This is a genomic window from Frankia umida (assembly GCF_023242945.1).
In the GTDB taxonomy this organism is placed as follows: Bacteria; Actinomycetota; Actinomycetes; order Frankiales; family Frankiaceae; genus Frankia; species Frankia umida.
The window spans coordinates 69,608-86,773 of record NZ_JALKFT010000001.1 but is presented as its reverse complement, the minus strand read 5'-3'; the positions used below and the strand labels follow the sequence as shown (position 1 = coordinate 86,773).

The 17,166-nt window shown below is 70.8% G+C and carries 12 protein-coding genes and 1 tRNA gene; 9 read left to right on the top strand and 4 right to left on the bottom strand.

Annotated elements, in window-relative coordinates; genetic code table 11:
• Positions 1–60: 60 nt before the first annotated feature.
• The 4 genes from MXD59_RS00310 (at position 61) to MXD59_RS00300 (ending at position 3,930) form a co-directional block, all read left to right on the top strand.
• Entirely contained in the window at positions 61–1,140 is a 1,080-nt protein-coding gene (locus MXD59_RS00310) for an NAD(P)/FAD-dependent oxidoreductase (RefSeq protein WP_248822944.1), read from the top strand.
• Entirely contained in the window at positions 1,079–1,594 is a 516-nt protein-coding gene (locus MXD59_RS27170; RefSeq protein ID WP_372511834.1) for an Imm51 family immunity protein, read from the top strand. Before MXD59_RS00310 ends, MXD59_RS27170 begins: the two co-directional genes overlap by 62 nt.
• Positions 1,595–1,653: 59 nt before the next feature.
• Positions 1,654–2,838, top strand: a complete 1,185-nt coding sequence (locus MXD59_RS00305) for an aminotransferase-like domain-containing protein (protein ID WP_248823216.1) — start codon at positions 1,654–1,656, stop codon at positions 2,836–2,838.
• Positions 2,839–2,949: 111 nt separating this feature from the next.
• Positions 2,950–3,930 carry a D-alanine--D-alanine ligase family protein gene (locus tag MXD59_RS00300; RefSeq protein ID WP_248822943.1) on the top strand — a complete coding sequence of 327 codons (981 nt, stop codon included), beginning with the start codon at positions 2,950–2,952 and terminating at the stop codon, positions 3,928–3,930.
• Positions 3,931–4,058: 128 nt separating this feature from the next.
• Here the strand turns inward: MXD59_RS00300 and MXD59_RS00295 are convergent.
• A tRNA-Thr gene (locus tag MXD59_RS00295) sits at positions 4,059–4,134 on the bottom strand.
• 604 nt (positions 4,135–4,738) lie between these two features.
• Here MXD59_RS00295 and MXD59_RS00290 point away from each other — a divergent pair.
• Both MXD59_RS00290 and MXD59_RS26205 read left to right on the top strand, forming a co-directional pair.
• Positions 4,739–5,791: a hypothetical protein gene (locus tag MXD59_RS00290; protein WP_248822942.1), complete on the top strand. Its 1,053-nt coding sequence runs from the start codon at positions 4,739–4,741 to the stop codon at positions 5,789–5,791.
• A 490-nt stretch (positions 5,792–6,281) separates the two neighbouring features.
• Positions 6,282–9,653 carry a beta-propeller fold lactonase family protein gene (locus MXD59_RS26205; RefSeq protein WP_308301608.1) on the top strand — a complete coding sequence of 1,124 codons (3,372 nt, stop codon included), beginning with the start codon at positions 6,282–6,284 and terminating at the stop codon, positions 9,651–9,653.
• 152 nt (positions 9,654–9,805) lie between these two features.
• Here MXD59_RS26205 and MXD59_RS00280 read toward each other — a convergent pair whose 3' ends face one another.
• Positions 9,806–10,621: a hypothetical protein gene (locus tag MXD59_RS00280; RefSeq protein WP_248822941.1), complete on the bottom strand. Its 816-nt coding sequence runs from the start codon at positions 10,619–10,621 to the stop codon at positions 9,806–9,808.
• Positions 10,618–11,373 carry an ABC transporter ATP-binding protein gene (locus MXD59_RS00275; RefSeq protein ID WP_248822940.1) on the bottom strand — a complete coding sequence of 252 codons (756 nt, stop codon included), beginning with the start codon at positions 11,371–11,373 and terminating at the stop codon, positions 10,618–10,620. Before MXD59_RS00275 ends, MXD59_RS00280 begins: the two co-directional genes overlap by 4 nt.
• 114 nt (positions 11,374–11,487) lie before the next feature.
• Here MXD59_RS00275 and MXD59_RS00270 point away from each other — a divergent pair, with 114 nt between their 5' ends.
• The 3 genes from MXD59_RS00270 (at position 11,488) to MXD59_RS00260 (ending at position 14,714) form a co-directional block, all read left to right on the top strand.
• Positions 11,488–12,687, top strand: a complete 1,200-nt coding sequence (locus tag MXD59_RS00270) for a sensor histidine kinase (protein WP_248822939.1) — start codon at positions 11,488–11,490, stop codon at positions 12,685–12,687.
• Positions 12,684–13,355 carry a response regulator transcription factor gene (locus MXD59_RS00265; RefSeq protein WP_248811436.1) on the top strand — a complete coding sequence of 224 codons (672 nt, stop codon included), beginning with the start codon at positions 12,684–12,686 and terminating at the stop codon, positions 13,353–13,355. The genes MXD59_RS00270 and MXD59_RS00265 overlap by 4 nt, the downstream gene beginning before the upstream one ends.
• A gap of 147 nt (positions 13,356–13,502) precedes the next feature.
• Positions 13,503–14,714, top strand: coding sequence for an acetate/propionate family kinase (locus MXD59_RS00260; protein ID WP_248822938.1), 1,212 nt, complete (start codon positions 13,503–13,505; stop codon positions 14,712–14,714).
• 1 nt (position 14,715) lies between these two features.
• Here MXD59_RS00260 and MXD59_RS00255 read toward each other — a convergent pair whose 3' ends face one another.
• Complete coding sequence (locus tag MXD59_RS00255) at positions 14,716–17,121, bottom strand: phosphoketolase family protein (protein WP_248822937.1); 2,406 nt, start codon at positions 17,119–17,121, stop codon at positions 14,716–14,718.
• Positions 17,122–17,166: the final 45 nt, after the last annotated feature.

Here is a 17,166-nt window from a genome sequence, read left to right as displayed (position 1 = left end):
AAAGGCCATCCTGGGACGGACCGCAGCTGGTCGAATCACAGATGTCCTCGGAGGTGAGCCGTGCGTCTGGTGGTCGTCGGTGCGGGCATTGTCGGTGCGGCGATCGCGTCCCGCGCTGCCCGGCGCGCGACCGCGGTAACCGTGCTGGACGCCGGCCGGTCACCGGGCGCTTCCAACGCGACCGGAAGTTCGTTCGCCTGGATCGGCGCCTGGGGACAGTGGCCTGGCGGCATGATGGCGCTACGCGGGGGTGCCCTGCCGCAATGGCACCAGTTGCAGGACGAACTCGCCGGAGTGCACGTTCAGTGGACGGGTTCGCTGTCCTGGCGAGACCAGCCGCACACCCAGCCCGATGTGACCCGGACCGATGACGGATCGGAGGTTCTCACCGCGGCCGAGGTGGCTGTGGTGGAGGTGGCCGTGGTGGAGCCGAATCTGCGTGAGCCACCGGCCCGGGCGGTCTGGCATCCGGGAGATGGCGCCGTCGACCCGCTCGCCGTCACGACGGCGCTTCTCCAGTCGGCCTGCGGCAGCGGTGCGCAGGTGCGGCTCGGTGTTCGCGCCACGGGCCTGCGTACCAGGGGAACCCGAGTGGTGGGGGTGGAAACCTCCGTTGGGTTCATGCCGGCGGACACCGTGGTCGTGGCGGCCGGGACCGGAGTTCCCCGCCTGTGTGAGCCGTTCGGCGTACCGGTACCCGTTACCGCCTCCGCGGCGGTTCTGCTGCGTTTCGACGCACCGCGAGGCCTGGTGAAAGCCCTGATAGACGGACCTTCGCTCGAAGTTCGCCAGAACCGGAGCGGGCAGTTGCTGGTCCCGGCGGCATGCGGTACCGATGTCTCCGAGGAGGCTCTGGCCGGGATCGCCCGCCGAAGCGCGCAGAAGATCCGAGCCACCTTCCATCACGCGGCGGATATCCGCCTGGACCGGATATCCGTTGGTCAGCGTCCGATGCCCGCGGACGGAGCACCGATCATCGGCCCGATTCCAGGTGTGCAAGGGCTCTACCTGGCTGTCATGCACTCCGGCGTGACCCTTGCCCCGCTGATAGGCCGACTGGTGGTCCAGGAGCTGATCGGTGGAGTCGAGTCACCCGAGCTGGTCGGATGCCGACCCGCACGGTTCACGACAGCCAGCTGATCCGCACACTTCATCAGCCGCCCGGTGCGGCAGGTCCGGGTCTCGGGCGACGGCGAAACGGTCACCGGCCACGCGAAGTGGGATTCCGAACGGCTGCTTCTGGGAGGGCGCAGCCGAACTCCTGGTCGGCACGCGGGCCCCCGCTCTCGCAGACCGCCTCACCTACGCTTCCGAGGCTGGCGCTTTCCTTGCCCACAGCCACGATCGCGCCGCGCTGGAAGAGCTCGCAACGTTGATGCTCCCGGTGGTGACGAGCGAAGTCCAGCTGCGTCCACTCGTCGCCCTGGCACAGGCGCAGGGCTTTGTGTTCGACCGAAACCGGCCGGGTGCGGCGCTCGGCGCACGGCCGATACCGGCGGCCGGCTGCTGCTCGGGTTGGTGGCCTCTGGGGGCACCGTGGTCGTCGAGACCGGATGTGGATATCGGTGTGCTGTGGTGTGGGTACCGCGGGTAGTGTCGCGGGTCGTGAGCCTGGATCGGTGGCGGGATCGGTATGCCGAGCGCGCGCGGGGAATGATCGCGAGCGAGGTACGGGCGCTGTTCGCGGTGGCATCGCGTCCGGAGATCGTGTCGCTGGCCGGGGGGATGCCGGCGGTGGACGCGTTGCCGATGGAAGCGGTCGCGGCGACGGTAGCCGACGTGGTGACCCGTCGGGGTGCGGTGGCATTGCAGTACGGGTCGGCGCAGGGCGATCCGGAGCTGCGGGCGCGGATCTGCGACGTGATGGCGCTTGAGGGCATCACCGACGCCCATCCCGACAGTGTGGTGGTGACGGCCGGTTCGCAGCAGGCGTTGGATCTGCTGACCCGGGTGTTCGTCGATCCCGGGGATGTGGTGCTGACCGAGGGCCCGACGTACGTGACGGCGATCAACACGTTCGCCGCCTACCAGGCGCGGGTCGTGCACGTACCGATGGACGACGAGGGCCTGTCGCCGGCCGCGTTGGCGCAGACCCTGGCGCGGCTGGCGGCGGACGGCGCGCGGGTGAAGCTGCTGTACACGGTGCCGACCTTCCAGAACCCGGCTGGGATCACCCTGACGCCGTCGCGGCGGGGCGAGGTGGTGGAGCTGTGCCGGCGGGCCGGGGTGCTGGTGGTGGAGGACAACCCGTACGGGCTGCTGTCGTTCACCGGAGCGCCGACGCGGGCGATGCGCGCCGACGCCCCGGAGGACGTGGTGTATCTGGGTTCGTTCTCGAAGACGTTGGCCCCGGGTCTGCGGGTGGGCTGGGCGTTGGCCCCGCCCGCGGTGACGGCACGACTGGTGCTGGCGGCCGAGTCCGCGATTCTGTCGCAGTCGATGTTCACCCAGTTGGCGGTGGAGCGGTATCTGGCGACCCAGCCGTGGGCGGAGCAGCTGAAGGGGCTGCGGGAGCTGTACCGGGAGCGCCGCGACGCGATGCTGGGGACGTTGGCCGAGCAGATGCCGGCGGGGACGAGCTGGACCCGGCCGGACGGCGGGTTCTTCGTCTGGCTCACCCTGCCCGACGGGGTGGACACGAAGGCGATGCTGGCACGCGCGATCGCGGCTCGCGTCGCCTACGTACCGGGCCGTGGGTTCTACGCCGACGGGTCGGGTGGGACCAGCATGCGGTTGTCGTACTGCTACCCCCCGGCGGACCGCGTCCGCGAAGGAGTGGAACGCCTGGCCCGGGTGGTACGCGATGAGCTGGCGTTGCGTGACACCTTCCGTTCCTGACCCGCTGGCCGTTCCTGACCCGCTGGCCGTTCCTGACCCGCTGGCCGTTCCTGATCTGCTGGCCGTTCCTGATCTGCTGACATGGCCGTGACCGGTGTGGAGGATGCGACGATGACTGATCTGGGCCGAGTGCTGATCCTCGCGGGCGGACTGTCGCCGGAGCGGGAGGTGTCGCTGCGTTCCGGCGGCCGGCTGCGGGACGCGTTGGTCTCGATCGGAGTCGATGCCGAGCTGGTGGACGTCGACGCCGACACGTTGCCGGCGCTGGCGGCCGAGCGGCCGGCGGTGGTGTTCCCGGTCCTGCACGGCACCTCCGGGGAGGACGGCACGATCCGCGAGGTCCTCGACCTCTACGACCTGCCGTACGTGGGAGCGGTGCCGGCGGCCTGCCGCGTGGCGTTCGACAAGGCCACCGCGAAGGCCGCCGTCGCCGACCGGGGGATCGCGACCCCGGCGTCGGTGACACTGCCGCGGGAGGCGTTCCACGACCTTGGCGCCGCGGCGCTCATCGAACGGATCGTCGCCCGCCTCGGCCTGCCGCTGGTCGTGAAACCGCGGGCGGGTGGATCGTCGTTCGGCGTGAGCCGGGTCGAGGGTGCCGGCGAGGTCGCCGAGGCCCTGATGGCCTGCTTCGGTTACCACGACTGCGCACTCGTCGAGCAGGCCGTGGCCGGCATGGAGATCGCGGTCGGTGTCGTGGACACCGGCGACGGGCCGGTCGCGCTCCCGGCGGTGGAGATCGAACCGGCCGCGGGCCGTGCCTACGACTACGCCGCCCGCTACACTGCCGGGGCCACGAACTTCTACACCCCCGCCCGGCTTGCCCCCGCGGTCCTGGATGCCGCCGCGCGGACCGCCCTCCTCGCGCATCAGGCCCTTGGCCTGCGGGACCTCTCCCGCACCGACATGATTGTCGATGCGACCGGAACACCACAGTTCCTGGAGGTCAACGTCGCCCCGGGGATGACCGAGACGAGCACCTGGCCGCTGGCCCTCGCCGCCGCCGGCCTCGACCTCGCCGTGGTCTGCCGTGACCTCGCTGCCCGCGCCCACAGCCGTCCGACCACCGTGAACGGGGCGGCATCCGCCTGAACCGCGCGGTGACGGGAAGCCGTTCAGCGGGAGAGGTCAGGCGGTCTCGGCCGGCTGGGGGAGACTCGCCCATGACCTCGACAGCACCGCACAGAGGCGGCAAGACCGCGGCTCAGAGGCCATCGATGTGGAGCCGGCGAGGGGACTCGAACCCCTAACCCCTCGATTACAAGTCGAGAGCGCTGCCAATTGCGCCACACCGGCCAGTCCTCTGACGATACCTGACGTGGAGCAGGCCGAGGCTCCGGCGGGTTCGTCCGCGGGGCTCCCGCCGGGCCCGGCGAGCTTCAGTCGATCATCGAGCTCCGACGGGGCATCGGTGCCGGGAGCCGCGGGCAGGGAAGCTGCTTCCCTGTTCCCGGACGGCGCGTCAGGCGTGTTCGTGAGCGTTACGTTGCGCGATCGAAATACCCGCTGGGGCGGGGACGTCCGGCTCGACCCGAGTCGGCTGGTCGGGGTGAATCGGCCGGCGGGCTACACGTCACTGATCCTGGCGCGGTCGACGGTCAGGCTCCCGCGGCGATCTTTCCCGGGCGGCCGCGCAACCAGTGGCCAGCGCCCGATTCGGTCCGTGACGGCAAGATCGAGGATATTTCCGATCTTGAATCTTCTTGACACGGAGCGGCACAAGGACTAGAAGTTCGACGTGGATGCGGATCGTTTATCGCGATAGCTCCGCATCTGCGGAACCTGTGCAGCGTCGCACAGCCTGCGTTCCCACCTCAGAAATTGTCTTCCCGGTGTGAATGGGCGCGTCTGCCCGCATCGCGCCCCTGACGCAAAGGTTGACGTGAGAGCACATCTGTCCGTGCGTGTGCGCACAGCGGGAACGGTCCTTGTCCTGGGTGCCGCGCTGGGCGTGGCCTTCCCGACCGCGGCGTACGCCAATACCGTGGCCGTGACGGTGAAGTCACCTGGCGCCACCAGCGGTCCCGCGACCGCGAACTCCGAGATCTCGACCCACGCGGACTGCGGTAGCGGCCTGATCTCCGGTGGTGGGATCAACCAGGCCACCGGTACCGGCAACGGCAACCATGTGATGGGTACCTCGCCCAGCTCCAACGGCACCGCCGAATACACCGGTTCCACCGGGGTCGTCGGCACCGACGTGACCCACTGGCTCGGGATCGGTGGAAGCGGCGGCCAGGCCGAGAGCGCCTTCTCCACGACCCCCTACGCGGTGTGTTTCACCAGTAACCTGATCAGTCACACCCAGGTGGTCATGAACAAGACCAACGCACCCACTGCCGCGACGACGGTGGGGCGGGTCACCGCCACCTGCCCGGCGAACACGATCCTGCTCGGCGGCGGTGCGCGTACCACGCCGGCCAGCGTCGGCGACTTCAAGCCGATCGCGAGTTTTCCGACCTTCAACAACTCGGCGCACGACTTCGGTCTGAAGGCCGCGGCCGATGGCGAGACCAATCCCGACTCCTGGACCGCCGTCGGATGGGCCAACGGCACCAACAGCACCAATGAGACCTATGCCTACGCGATCTGCAGCGGAAGCGGCATCAACATCAGTGGTGTCACCGTGAAGGTGCGTTACAGCGAGGCGAGCGGCCCGACCACGGGGAGCACGGGCAAGAAGGTGACGGTCAACTGCCCCAGCACGGACGGGAAGCTGATCAGCGGGGGCGCCGCCATCAGCGGCGGCAGCGTGACCACGACCGACTTCACCGGACCAGGCTCGGGCGGCGACCACCTCAACGGAAGCTTCCCCAGCGACGCGAGTGGTAATCCGGTCAGCGACGGGACCACCACGGCCGCGTACTGGACGGCCTTCACCCACACCGGGGGTATGAGCTCGCCGAGCACCTACTCGGAGGCCTGGGCGCTGTGCGCTGACGACGGCGTCTGAGAGCACCTGGAACACGCGGTTCGGGGGCGGCCCGGCACCGAGGGCATGGGTCGCCCGACACCTCGCCGCCTGACGACACACCGTTCGAACCGGTGGAACGGATCGTCCACCGGTTGGTTTCCCGACCGTGGCAGGGATCGTGCGCCGACTGGCCTGCTACCGCCTCCTGACTCTGGGCGGCCGCCGGAGAAGCCGATCCGCGCCTGATGACGCGACCGCCAGCCTGCGATTGACACCGCACGGGACGGGGACGCGGGCATTCACCCCGTACCGGTTACCGCGCCGACCAGAGCGATATCGCGCACCGAAGCGATCGCCCGGCGCATCCAGAGTTTCGGCACGTTCCTCGAAGAACCTGGCGAAAAACAGTTCAGGGCCCCTGGATCTCTGATTTCAGGGCGCATGGCCAAGAGAGTGCTCGGTGTTGACTATTTTGTCTGGATCGCCAATGCAACGTCGCTGGGGACCGCACGTCAGAAGAAGAAGCCATGTGTTCGCGTGGTCCGGTTCGGTGCTGGGGATGGCGCTGAGCCTGGGACTGGCCGGCTGCGGACCCACGTCACCGTCGCCGTGCGGGACGTCGGGCGTTCTCAGCGGGACGACGTGCACCTACAACACGGTCGGGTCGGACACCTTCACGATGCCCACGGGCGCACGGTGGGTGCAGATCACGGCGGTCGGCGCCCAGGGCGGCCGCTATTTCGTCGCCGGTGACGCCGCCCATGGCGGATCGCCGGTGGGAGACGTCACCGGCCGTGCCGGTGGGGGCGGCGGCCAGGCGTCCGGCACGATCACGGGTCTGCCGGCGGGTCGGGTACTGCAGGTCGATGTCGCCGGTAAGGGGGCCGACGGCACCGCCGCCAGTCGCTCGGGCGGAAAGAACAACGGGCCGTCCGGTGGGCAGGGTGCCGTGGGCGGGTTCGGCGGCTCCAACGGTGGCGTGACCGGCGGTAAGGGCGACGCCGGCGGATCCGAGGGTGGGACCGCGAGCAACAACGGTGGCAACGGCTCCGGTGGCGGCGGTTCCTCGGATGTACGGATCGCTACCGCCGGCTGCGCGGCGTTGACATGCGGTCTGTCGGATCGCGTGCTGGTCGGCGCGGGCGGTGGCGGCGGTGGCGGCACCGGAGGCCAGGGCTACGCGCTGCCCGGCGCGGGCGGTGCTGGTGGCGGTGCCAGCGGTGCCGCTGGTAGTGCCCTCATCGACGGCGGCCATCCGGGGGCTCCCGGGGGTGGCGGCAGCCAGACCGCGGGTGGGGCCGCGGGTCTCAATCCCGGACGGCACGCGACGCCGCCGCCTCCCGATCCCACCGATCCGCGTTTCGGCGGTGACGGCGCTGACGGTGCCGCGGGCAGGGGCGGCGTCGGCGGTGTGGGAAACCAGGCCTGTCTGGGTGAGCACAACCCGCCCTGCCGCAACCCCGATGACACGGAGTCCGGCGGTGGCGCCGGTGGCGGTGGCGGTGGCGGCTACTTCGGTGGCGGTGGCGGTTCGGGCGGCGGTGGCACCAGCATCGGTGGCGGCGGTGCCGGTGCCGGTGGCGGTGGCGGCAGTTCCTTCTCCGCCGCGACGGTGACCTCCGCCGTGCTGACCAGCGGTGTCAACACCGGGACCGTCAACACCGGAAACGGCCAGGTCATCATCTCCTGGGGTACCTCCGCGTCTCCCAGTCCCACGCCGTCGACGAGTCCCTCCGCGTCGCCGACGTCCCCGACTCCGACGTCGACGTCGGGGCCGACGCAGGGTCCGGGCACGAAGCCGGCCCCGGCCACCGCGTACGTGATCAACAACTTCGGTAACACGGTGACGCCGATCGACGTGACCACCAACACCGCGGGCACTCCGATCCCGGTCGGCGCGCACCCCCGAGGGATCACGGTCACACCTGACGGCAGGACCGTCTATGTGACGAACCAGGCCGACAACACGGTGACGCCGATCGACGTGGCCACCAACACCACCCGCACCCCGATCCCGGTCGGTCAGGTGCCGTTCGGGGTCGCCGTGACTCCGAACGGAAAGACCGTCTACGTCGTGGACAACCTCAGCCGTGACGTGACGCCGATCGACGTGGCCACCAGCACGCCTGGTGCCCGCATCCCGGTGGGTGACGACGCGCACGGCATCGTGATCACGCCCAATGGTCGGACCGCCTACGTCGCCAACGCCGCGAGCAACACGGTGACGCCGATCGACGTGGCCACCAACACCGCGGGCACCCCGATTCCCGCCGGGAACAACCCGCAGTGGGTCACGGTCACACCGGACGGAAAGACCGTGTACGTCACCGACAACGCCAACGCCGGCAGCGCCACGGTGACGCCGATCGACGTGGCCACCAACGCGCCCGGGAAAGCCATTCCGGTCAGCGACCGTCCGGTCGGCATCGCGATCACACCCGATGGAAAGACCCTCTACGTCACCAATGAGCGTGACAATGTGGTGACGCCGATCGATGTGGCCACCAACACCCCTGGTGCCACTGTTCCGACGGGGGGTGTCGAGCCGTTCGCCATCGCGATCACACCGGATGGCGTGGCCGCCTACGCCGTCAACCGTGACAGCAGCACGGTGACGCCGATCGACGTGGCCACCAACAACCCCGCAAGCCCCATCTCGGTCGGTGACCGACCGGTGGGAATCGCGATCGCCCCAGCGCGGACCGTACCGGCCGGGCCGGTGTGCGGGAACACCGGCGCGCAGTCCGGTACGACCTGCACCTATCACACGGTCGGCTCGGACACCTTCACGGTGCCCGCGGGTGTGGACTCGGTCGAGATCACCGTGACCGGCGCCCAGGGTGGGCACTACTTCGTCGCCGGTGACGAGGCGCATCCGTCCCCGGCGGGGGACATCACCGGACGTCCCGGTGGCAGTGGTGGCCAGGCATCCGGAACAGTGACGGGTCTGACGAGCGGCCAGGTGCTGCAGGTGGACGTGGCCGGTAAGGGCGCCGACGCGACCGCGGCGTCCCGCTCGGGCGGAATGAGCAACGGTCCGTCCGGCGGATCGGGCGCGCTCGGTGGGTTCGGCGGGGCCAACGCCGGTGTGCCAGGTGGGCCCGGTGACGGTTCCGGTGCCAACGGCGGAACCGCGTTCAACGGCGGTAACGGCTCCGGCGGCGGCGGTTCCTCCGACGTCCGCCTGGCCACGGCCGGATGCGCCACGCTCGCCTGTGACCTGTCCACCCGGGTGCTGGTCGCCGGTGGTGGCGGTGGTGGCGGCGGTGTCGGCGGTCAGGGCAACGCGCTCGGCGGGGCCGGTGGCGACGCCGGTGCCGACGGCGGGGCGCTCGTGGACGGTGGCAACGCCGGCATCCCGGGCAAGGCCGGCACGCGGACCGTCGGCGGCAGCGGCGGGCTGAACGGATGCCGTCATGGCACGGGCAACCCGCCGGTGGGTGACCCGTTGATCGATCCGCGCTGCGGTGGCGACGGTACTGACGGCGCTTCCGGGGCCGGTGGGACCGGCGGGGCCGGGAACCGGCCCTGTAACGGGGTGTACACCCCGGCCTGTGCGGACCCGAACGCCACCACCTCGGGTGGTGGCGCGGGTGGTGGCGCGGGTGGCGGCTACTTCGGTGGCGGCGGCGGCTCCGGTGGTGGCGGCACCTTCGGTGGTGGCGGTGGCGCCGGTGGTGGTGGCGCGGGTGGCAGCTCGTTCGCCGCGTCGAGCATCGTGAACCCGGTGCTGACGACCGGGGTCAACTCCGGCACGGTCAACGGCGGCAACGGAGAGGTCACGATCACCTGGACCACCTCCGGGACCCCGGCCCCAGCGCCAGCCCCGGCCCCAGCCCCAGCCCCGGCTCCGGCTCCGGCTCCCACGCCCGCGCTGGCCACGAAGCCTGACCAGACGTAGGGCGGATCCTCCGAAGTAACGCACCACAAGCAGGGCAGGGCCCCGCGCTCGGCCGGTGACTGACCCAGGTCACCGGCCGAGCGCGACACCCGCAGCGAGGACGGTCGGCGCCTCGTCGCGAGGTCCGGGATGGCTTTCACGGGCTCGCGGCGTCAGGCATCGCGTCGGTTGGCGACCACGAGGCCGCCCGCGAGTGCGAGTGCGGCGTAGGCAGCGGTGATGCCAAGGCCCTGCCAGGGGCCGGCGTAGTAGTCGGGACGCTGGACGGTGTGCTGGATGGCGAAGCCGGCGAAGGGCGTCCACCGTTGGGCGAACCGTTGGACGCTGTCGCTGGAGGAGAGCAGGCCGGGCAGGATGACCGCGGCGACCACCAGTGGGATCGCGATCGAGGCTCGCCGCACGATTGTGGCGACACCGACGGCGAACAGGGCGACCGTCGTGATGAGCAGACCGGTGCCGAGGACCGCGCGTAGCGGTGGGCCGCTGAGCAGGTCGGGTTCGGGGTAGCTGGGGGCGACGTAGCCCTGGCGCCGTTGCAGCGGGCGGGCCACGAGGTAGGACGCCCAGGACGAGGCGACACCGACGGCGAGCGTGGTCAGCGCGGCGATGGACGCCTTGGTGAGGATCACGCGGTGGCGACGCGGGGTCGCGGTGTAGCTGGTGCAGATCATGCCCGATCGTTGTTCGTTGCCGATCGCGTTCGCCCCCACGACGGCGGCGATGATCACGGCGACGAGCACCCCGACGAGGGTGTTGGCGACGATGTCGTCGTCGCCGGGCACGCCCGGTGGGTCGGTCGAGGGGGTGTTGGCGACGACGAGCGCGGCGAAGGCGACGGGAAGGACGGCGAGCAGGGCGAGGGCGGTGAGGGTCCCGCGACTGCCGACGAGCTTGATCCATTCCGCCCGGGCAACGCTGGGACGAGGAAGCCGCGCCGAAGCCGTGGCCGAAGCCGTGGTCGCGGTCATGACCTGACCTGCGCGGGTGCGGTGAGCAGACGGAGGTAGGCGTTCTCGAGGCCGGGACGGTCGCCGGTGTCGGGGCCGTCCGCCAGCAGTGAGGCCATGCTGGTGTCGGCGACGATCCGGCCGCGGTTGAGGACCACGACCCGGTCGGCGATGCCCTCCAGCTCTCGCATCAGGTGCGAGGACAGCAGGATGCTGCGACCTTCGGCGCGAAGGCCGCGCACCAGGCCACGGAACCAGGCCATGCCCTCGGGGTCGAGTCCGTTCATCGGTTCGTCGAGCATCAGGACCGGAGGGTCACCGAGCAGGGCTACCGCAAGACCGAGCCGCTGCTTCATCCCGAGCGACCAGCCGCCGACCCGACGCCGGGCGGCCGCGCCCAGCCCGACCTGCTCGAGCAGCGCATCGGCGCGGGCCGCGGGAACGCCGCCCGCAGCGGCCAGCCAGCGCAGGTGAGTGCGGCCGGTCAGCCCGGGGTTCAGGGCGCAGGCGTCGAGCAGCGCACCGATTCGGGTGAGCGGCTCGTCAAGATGCCGGTAGCGTCGGCCGGCGACCAGCGCCTGGCCCGAGGTGGGGGTGGCGAGTCCGAGCGCGACCCGCATCAGGGTCGTCTTGCCGGAGCCGTTCGGGCCGACGAGCGCGGTGACAGTGCCGGGTGGCGCCGTGAACGTGACATCGTCAAGGGCGACAACGGCGCCGAACCGTTTGGTCAACGACGTGAACGCCAGATCGGGTGCGGTGGGATCGGATCGCATGGGTCGGACGCTAGGGACGGCCACGCCGACGGTGAATCCCGCGCGGGAGCGATTGTCGACCTCCCTCGCGGGAGGGATGCGACGCCGCCGGCCGAGCGGGCAGACTGGTCGGCGATGAACGGACGAGTTCTGCCCGCCAGCGTCGGCCGGTTCGAGGGCTGGCTGATCCGTGTCCTGGCCAGGCCATGGGTGTGGGTCGCCGCGGCGGGGGTTCTGCTGATCGCGGCGGCGGCCCAGGCGGGATTCGACGACCGTTTCCTGATGTCGATCATGATCGTCGTGCCTGTCGCGTTCGTCGTCCAGCTGCCCCGCGTGGCAGCGGTGCTGGTCGTGTTCGCGGCACTGGGGTGGTTCTTTCCGCAGGCCGGGCCGATGCCGGTCGCGGCCGGAACCGGTCTGCTGGTCGTGTGCGGGGTGGCCGCCTACCGGCTGACGGCGCCGGAGATCTGCCTGTGCGGCGGTTTGTTTCTCGTCAACGCCGTGACGCCGTTCACCGATGACGAACCGGGTGCCGCGACCTATCTGCTGTTCGCCGTGGTCGTCGCCGCACTCGGCTTCGGCCGGCTCCTGCGCGACCGAAGCACCATCATCGCGCAACACCAGGCGCTCGCCACGGCGCACCTTTCGACGGTGCACGAGCACCTGCTGCTGGCCGACCGCACCGCCATCGCGCGTGAGCTCCACGATGTCGTCGCCCACCACATCTCGCATATCGCCATCCAGGCCGAGACCGCCCGGTACACGACACCCGACCTGCCCGAACTCGCCGGCACCCGATTCGCGGAGATCGGTGATTCCGCCCGCGCCGCGCTCGCCGAGATGCGACGCATTCTCACCGTGATCCGTTCCCCGGTTCCGGCGCCTGACGGTCATGCCACCGGCCGGTCCGAACCGGCGCTCGAGCCTCGCCCAGGTCTCGACCGCCTCGACGCGCTCGTCGCGGCCACCCGCGGCCACGGCGGCGAGGTCACCGTCGCGGTGAGCGCGGCTGCCACCCCGATACCCGCCGACACCGACCTCGTCGCCTACCGGGTCATCCAGGAATCCCTCACGAACGCCCGCCGCCATGCTCCCGGCGCCGAGGTGCACATCACGGTCGATCACACGCCGGACCTGCTGTGCCTGACGATCCACAACGGCTGCCGGGGCTCGGTCGGGCCCCCCACCGGCACCGGGCCCACCACCGGCACCGGGCTCGGCCTGCTCGGCATGCGCGAACGGGTGGACGCCGTCGGCGGGACCCTGCGCCACGAGTATCTCCCCGACGGGGGGTTCACGGTCGCCGTGCGACTTCCCCTGCGGCCGGACCGATGACCGCGCCGGCACCGATCCGGGTACTGATCGTCGACGACGACGAGATCGTCCGGGTCGCCTTCCGCGCGCTGCTGGCCACCCGCGACGACATCATGGTCGTCGGCACCGCCCGCGACGGGCGAGACGCTGTTCGCGCCGCCGGCGAACAGCGGCCGGACGTCGTCCTGATGGATGTTCGGATGCCCGTCCTCGACGGAATCGCCGCGACCCGGCTCCTGACCACCACGCTCACGCCCGCGCCCCGCGTGGTTGTTCTGACGACCTTCGACCTCGACGAGTACGTCTATGACGCGTTGTCGGCGGGAGCGAGCGGTTTTCTGCTCAAGGACGTCCCGGCGGTGACGTTGTTCGACGCCGTGCGCGTCGTCGCCCGCGGCGACGCCCTGCTCACACCGGAGGTCACCCGCCGTCTCATCGACGAGTTCGCCCGCGTCCGGCCCCGCGTGCGACCCGACCGGCTCGCCCAGCTCACCGCGCGCGAGCTCGATGTCCTGCGCCTGCTCGCGGTCGGTCACGCCAATGCCGAGATCGCCGCCCTGCTGTTCATCAGCAACGAGACGGTCAAGACCCACGTCAGCAGCATCCTCACCAAACTCCGGGCCCGCGATCGAACGCAGGCTGTCATCGCCGCCTACGAGGCCGGCCTTGTTCGCCCCGGCGCCAGCTGAGCGGACATGGTTACGGTGGTGGGACCGGCCGCCTCGGTGACAGTGGGATGGCGGCGTCCGCGTCGGCTCACGCTGGCGTCCGTCCAGGGAGGCAGGATGTCGGACTCGCGGTCCTCGAGGCGAACGAGTGATCGGCCGGGTGGCGGCGTGCGTCCACCTGGCGAGATCGCCAACGTGCTGGTGGTCAACGCCGGGTCGTCGAGCCTGAAGCTGCGGCTGCTGGACCCGTCCGGCGGGCTGCTGTGGGCCGATGACCGAGCTGCCGACGACCGTCTCGACGGTGTGTTCGCGCAGGTGGCGGAGTTCGGTGGGGTGCGGGCGGTGGGGCACCGGTTCGTCCATGGTGGGCCGACGCTGCTGCGTCCGACAGTGATCGACGCGGGTGTCGAGGCGGAGCTGCGCGCGCGGACCAGTCTGGCGCCGCTGCACATGCCGGCGGCGCTGGCGGGGGTGGCGGTGGTGCGGGCGGCGGCGCCGGAGTTGGCGCAGGTGGCCTGTTTCGACACCGCTTTTCATGCCTCGTTGCCGGCGGCGGCGTCGACGTACGCGATCCCGGCGCGGTGGCGTGAGCGGTACGGCATCCGCCGGTACGGGTTTCACGGGCTGTCGCACGCCTATGCGTCGCGGCGTGCGGCCGAGCTGCTCGGCCCACCCGGCGCGGGTGGGTCGGACGGGCTGGACGGGCTGGACGGGCTGGACGGGCTGGACGGGCTGGACGGGTCGGACGGGTCGGACGGGTCGGGTGGGTCGGGTGGGAGTGATCGGCCCTGGGTGGTGACGTGTCATCTGGGGTCGGGTGGGTCGCTGGCGGCGGTGGCCGCGGGGGTGTGTCGGGACACGACGATGGGGTTCACGCCGTTGGAGGGCCTGGTCATGGGCACCCGGTCGGGCAGCGTCGATCCCGGCGCGTTGCTGTGGCTGGTGCGCCAGGCGGGGCTTTCCGTGGACGAGGTGGGTGACGGGCTCGAGCACGAGTCCGGTCTGCTGGGCCTGGCGGGCAGCGCTGATATGCGCCAGGTGCTGGCCATGGCCGGGGCGGGGTCGCCGTCGGCCCGGCTGGCGTTGGAGGTGTACCAGCATCGGCTGCGCGGGCTGGTCGCCGCGATGGTCGCCGCGCTGGGTGGGCTGGACGCGCTGGTGTTCACCGGTGGGATCGGTGAGGCCTCGGCCGAGATCCGTGCCGGGGCCGCCGCCGGGCTGGGTTTCCTGGGGGTGCGGGTGGACGCCACGAGGAACACCGGCCACCGGGGCGGTGACGCCGAGATCGGCGTGCCGGACGCCCCGGTCCGGGTGTTCGTCGTGGCGGCCCGGGAGGACATCGAGATAGCCCGTGGGGTCCGGGTCGCGCTGGCCAGGTGAGTCAGCTCGGCTGGTTGGCCCAGGTCCAGTCGCGGATCTCGGGCAGGTCCTCGAAGTGTTCGATGATGTGGGCGTGGTGGCGGGCGAGCTGGTCCTGGCAGTAGCTGACCAGGCGGTCGGAGCCGGCCGGGGTCACCCGGGCGAACTCGAGGGCGAGCTGGGCGAGATGGTAGCGGCTGACCTGGTTGCGCACGACCATGTCGAACGGTGTTGTCGTGGTGCCCTGCTCCATGAAACCCCGGACGTGGAAACGGTCGGCGTTCGGCCGTCCGTGCAGAAGCTGGTGGATGCCCCGGCTGTAGCCGTGGAAACCGACGATGACGTCGGTCGAATCGGTGAACAGCGCACGGAACATCGCCGAGGAGAAACCGTGCGGATGCAGGTCGGAGCGCAGCAGCGCCATCAGGTCGATGACGTTGACGACCCGGACGGCCAGATCCGGGACGAACGTGTGGAGCAGTTCGGCGGCGGCGAGGATCTCCATGGTCGGGACGTCACCGATACCGGCCAGGACGATGTCGGCGTCGCGGCGGAGGGTTCTCTCGGTGCCGGCCCAGTCCCAGACGGAACCGCCGCGGGCGGCGTGCTCGGCGGCTTCGCCCGCGGTGAGGTACTGGTGGTGCGGCTGCTTGTCGGCGACGATCAGGTTGACGTGATCGTGGCTGCGCAGGCAGTGGTCGGCGACCGAGAGCAGGGTGTTCGCGTCCGGTGGCAGCCAGACGCGCACCACCCCGGGGGAGAGCGGGACGACGGTGTCGAGCAGCCCCGGCCCCTGGTGGGAGAAACCGTTGTGGTCGTTACGCCAGCAGGTGCTGGTCAGCAGGACGTTGAGGCTGGGCACCGGCGCCCGCCAGGCCAGCCGGCTGGCCTCCTGCAACCATTTGGTGTGCTGGATCAGCATGGACGCCGACACCATCGCGAACGCCTCGTAGGTGGCGAACAGTCCGTGCCGGCCGGTGAGCGTGTAGGCCTCGAGCCAGCCCTGGCACAGATGCTCGGACAGGACCTCCATCACCCGGCCGTTCGGTGAGACCCGGTCATCGCGCGGGTCGATCGCCGCGACCAGGCAGCGGTCGGAGACGTCGAGCACGGCGTCAAGTCGGTTACTGGCCAGCTCGTCCGGGCTGAACACCCGGAAGGTGCTCGGGTTGTCCCGGTAGGCGTCGGCCAGCAGCCGACCGAGTCGGCGGGTCGGTTCGTGCAGCTGGCTGCCGCGGGCCTGGGGGTCGACGTCGATCGCGTACGTTCGCCAGTCGCGCAGCCGCAGTGCCTCGGTGCGTCGTCCTCCGTTGGCGTAGCTGGAGGAACCCAGCCGCGACGAGCCGGACGGGGCGAGCGCGGCCAGCTCGGCGATCAGCGCGCCCTCCTTGTCGAACAGCCGCTCCGGCTGGTAGGAGCGCAGCCACGCCTCGAGCTGGGCCAGATGGGCCGGATTGTCACGGACGTGCGCCAGCGGCACCTGATGGGCCCGGAACGTCCCTTCGACCAGGATTCCGTCCACCTCGTGGGGCCCTGTCCAGCCCTTGGGGGTCCGTAGCACGATCATCGGCCAGATCGGCGCCTCGGTGATGACCGCCCCCGGCGCCCGGGCCGCCCGCTGGATCTCCCGGATGCGGGTGTACGCGGTGCGCAGGGCCGCGTCGAACGCCCGGTGCACCGCCGGGACGTCGTCGCCCTCCACCCACAGCACGTCGTAGCCGTGGCCGGTGAACAGGGCCGTCACCTGCTGCCGGGGCAGCCGGCCCAGCACCGTCGGATTGGCGATCTTGTACTGGTTCAGGTTGAGGATCGGCAGGACGGCCCCATCATGGGCCGGGTTGAGGAAGTCGACGCCCTTCCAGCTGCCCTCCAACGGGCCGGTCTCGGCCTCGCCGTCCCCGACCACCGCCGCGACCAGCAGGTCCGGATGGTCGAAGGCCGCGCCGAAGGCGTGGATGAGGGCATAACCAAGCTCGCCACCCTCGTGGATCGACCCGGGCGTCGGAACGCTGACGTGGCTGGGAATCCCACCGGGCGTGGAGAAACGCCGCACCAGCTGCCGCAGCCCCGCCTCGTCCTTCGACACACCCGGATAGATCTCCGAATAGGTGCCTTCCAGATACGTGTTCGCGACCAGCGCCGGCCCGCCGTGACCCGGACCCGCGACGTAGAGAACGTCCTGACCGCTGTGCCGGACCAGCCGGTTCAGGTGCGCGTAGATCAGGTTCAGCGCCGGGGACGTGCCCCAGTGGCCGAGCAGCCGGGGTTTGACGTCCTCACGGGACAACGGCCGGCGCAGCAGCGGATTGTCCAGCAGGTAGATCTGCGCGACCGTCAGATAGTTCGCCGCGTTCCAGTAGTCGACCAGCCGGTCGAGGTCGGCGGAATCCAGGACGGAATCGCTGCCGTACGCATCCAGATCCGTCACAGCCCATCCTCTCCGGACGGGCAGGGCGGTGGCGCGTCGGCCACC

What these genes read in the sequence shown, in the direction of transcription:
- MXD59_RS00300 (WP_248822943.1), top strand. Translation starts at nt 2,950, where the DNA reads ATGACTGATCTGGGCCGAGTGCTGATCCTCGCGGGCGGACTGTCGCCG.
- MXD59_RS00305 (WP_248823216.1), top strand. Translation starts at nt 1,654, where the DNA reads ATGATCGCGAGCGAGGTACGGGCGCTGTTCGCGGTGGCATCGCGTCCG.
- MXD59_RS00280 (WP_248822941.1), bottom strand. Translation starts at nt 10,621, where the DNA reads ATGACCGCGACCACGGCTTCGGCCACGGCTTCGGCGCGGCTTCCTCGT.
- MXD59_RS00265 (WP_248811436.1), top strand. Translation starts at nt 12,684, where the DNA reads ATGACCGCGCCGGCACCGATCCGGGTACTGATCGTCGACGACGACGAG.
- MXD59_RS00275 (WP_248822940.1), bottom strand. Translation starts at nt 11,373, where the DNA reads ATGCGATCCGATCCCACCGCACCCGATCTGGCGTTCACGTCGTTGACC.
- MXD59_RS00270 (WP_248822939.1), top strand. Translation starts at nt 11,488, where the DNA reads ATGAACGGACGAGTTCTGCCCGCCAGCGTCGGCCGGTTCGAGGGCTGG.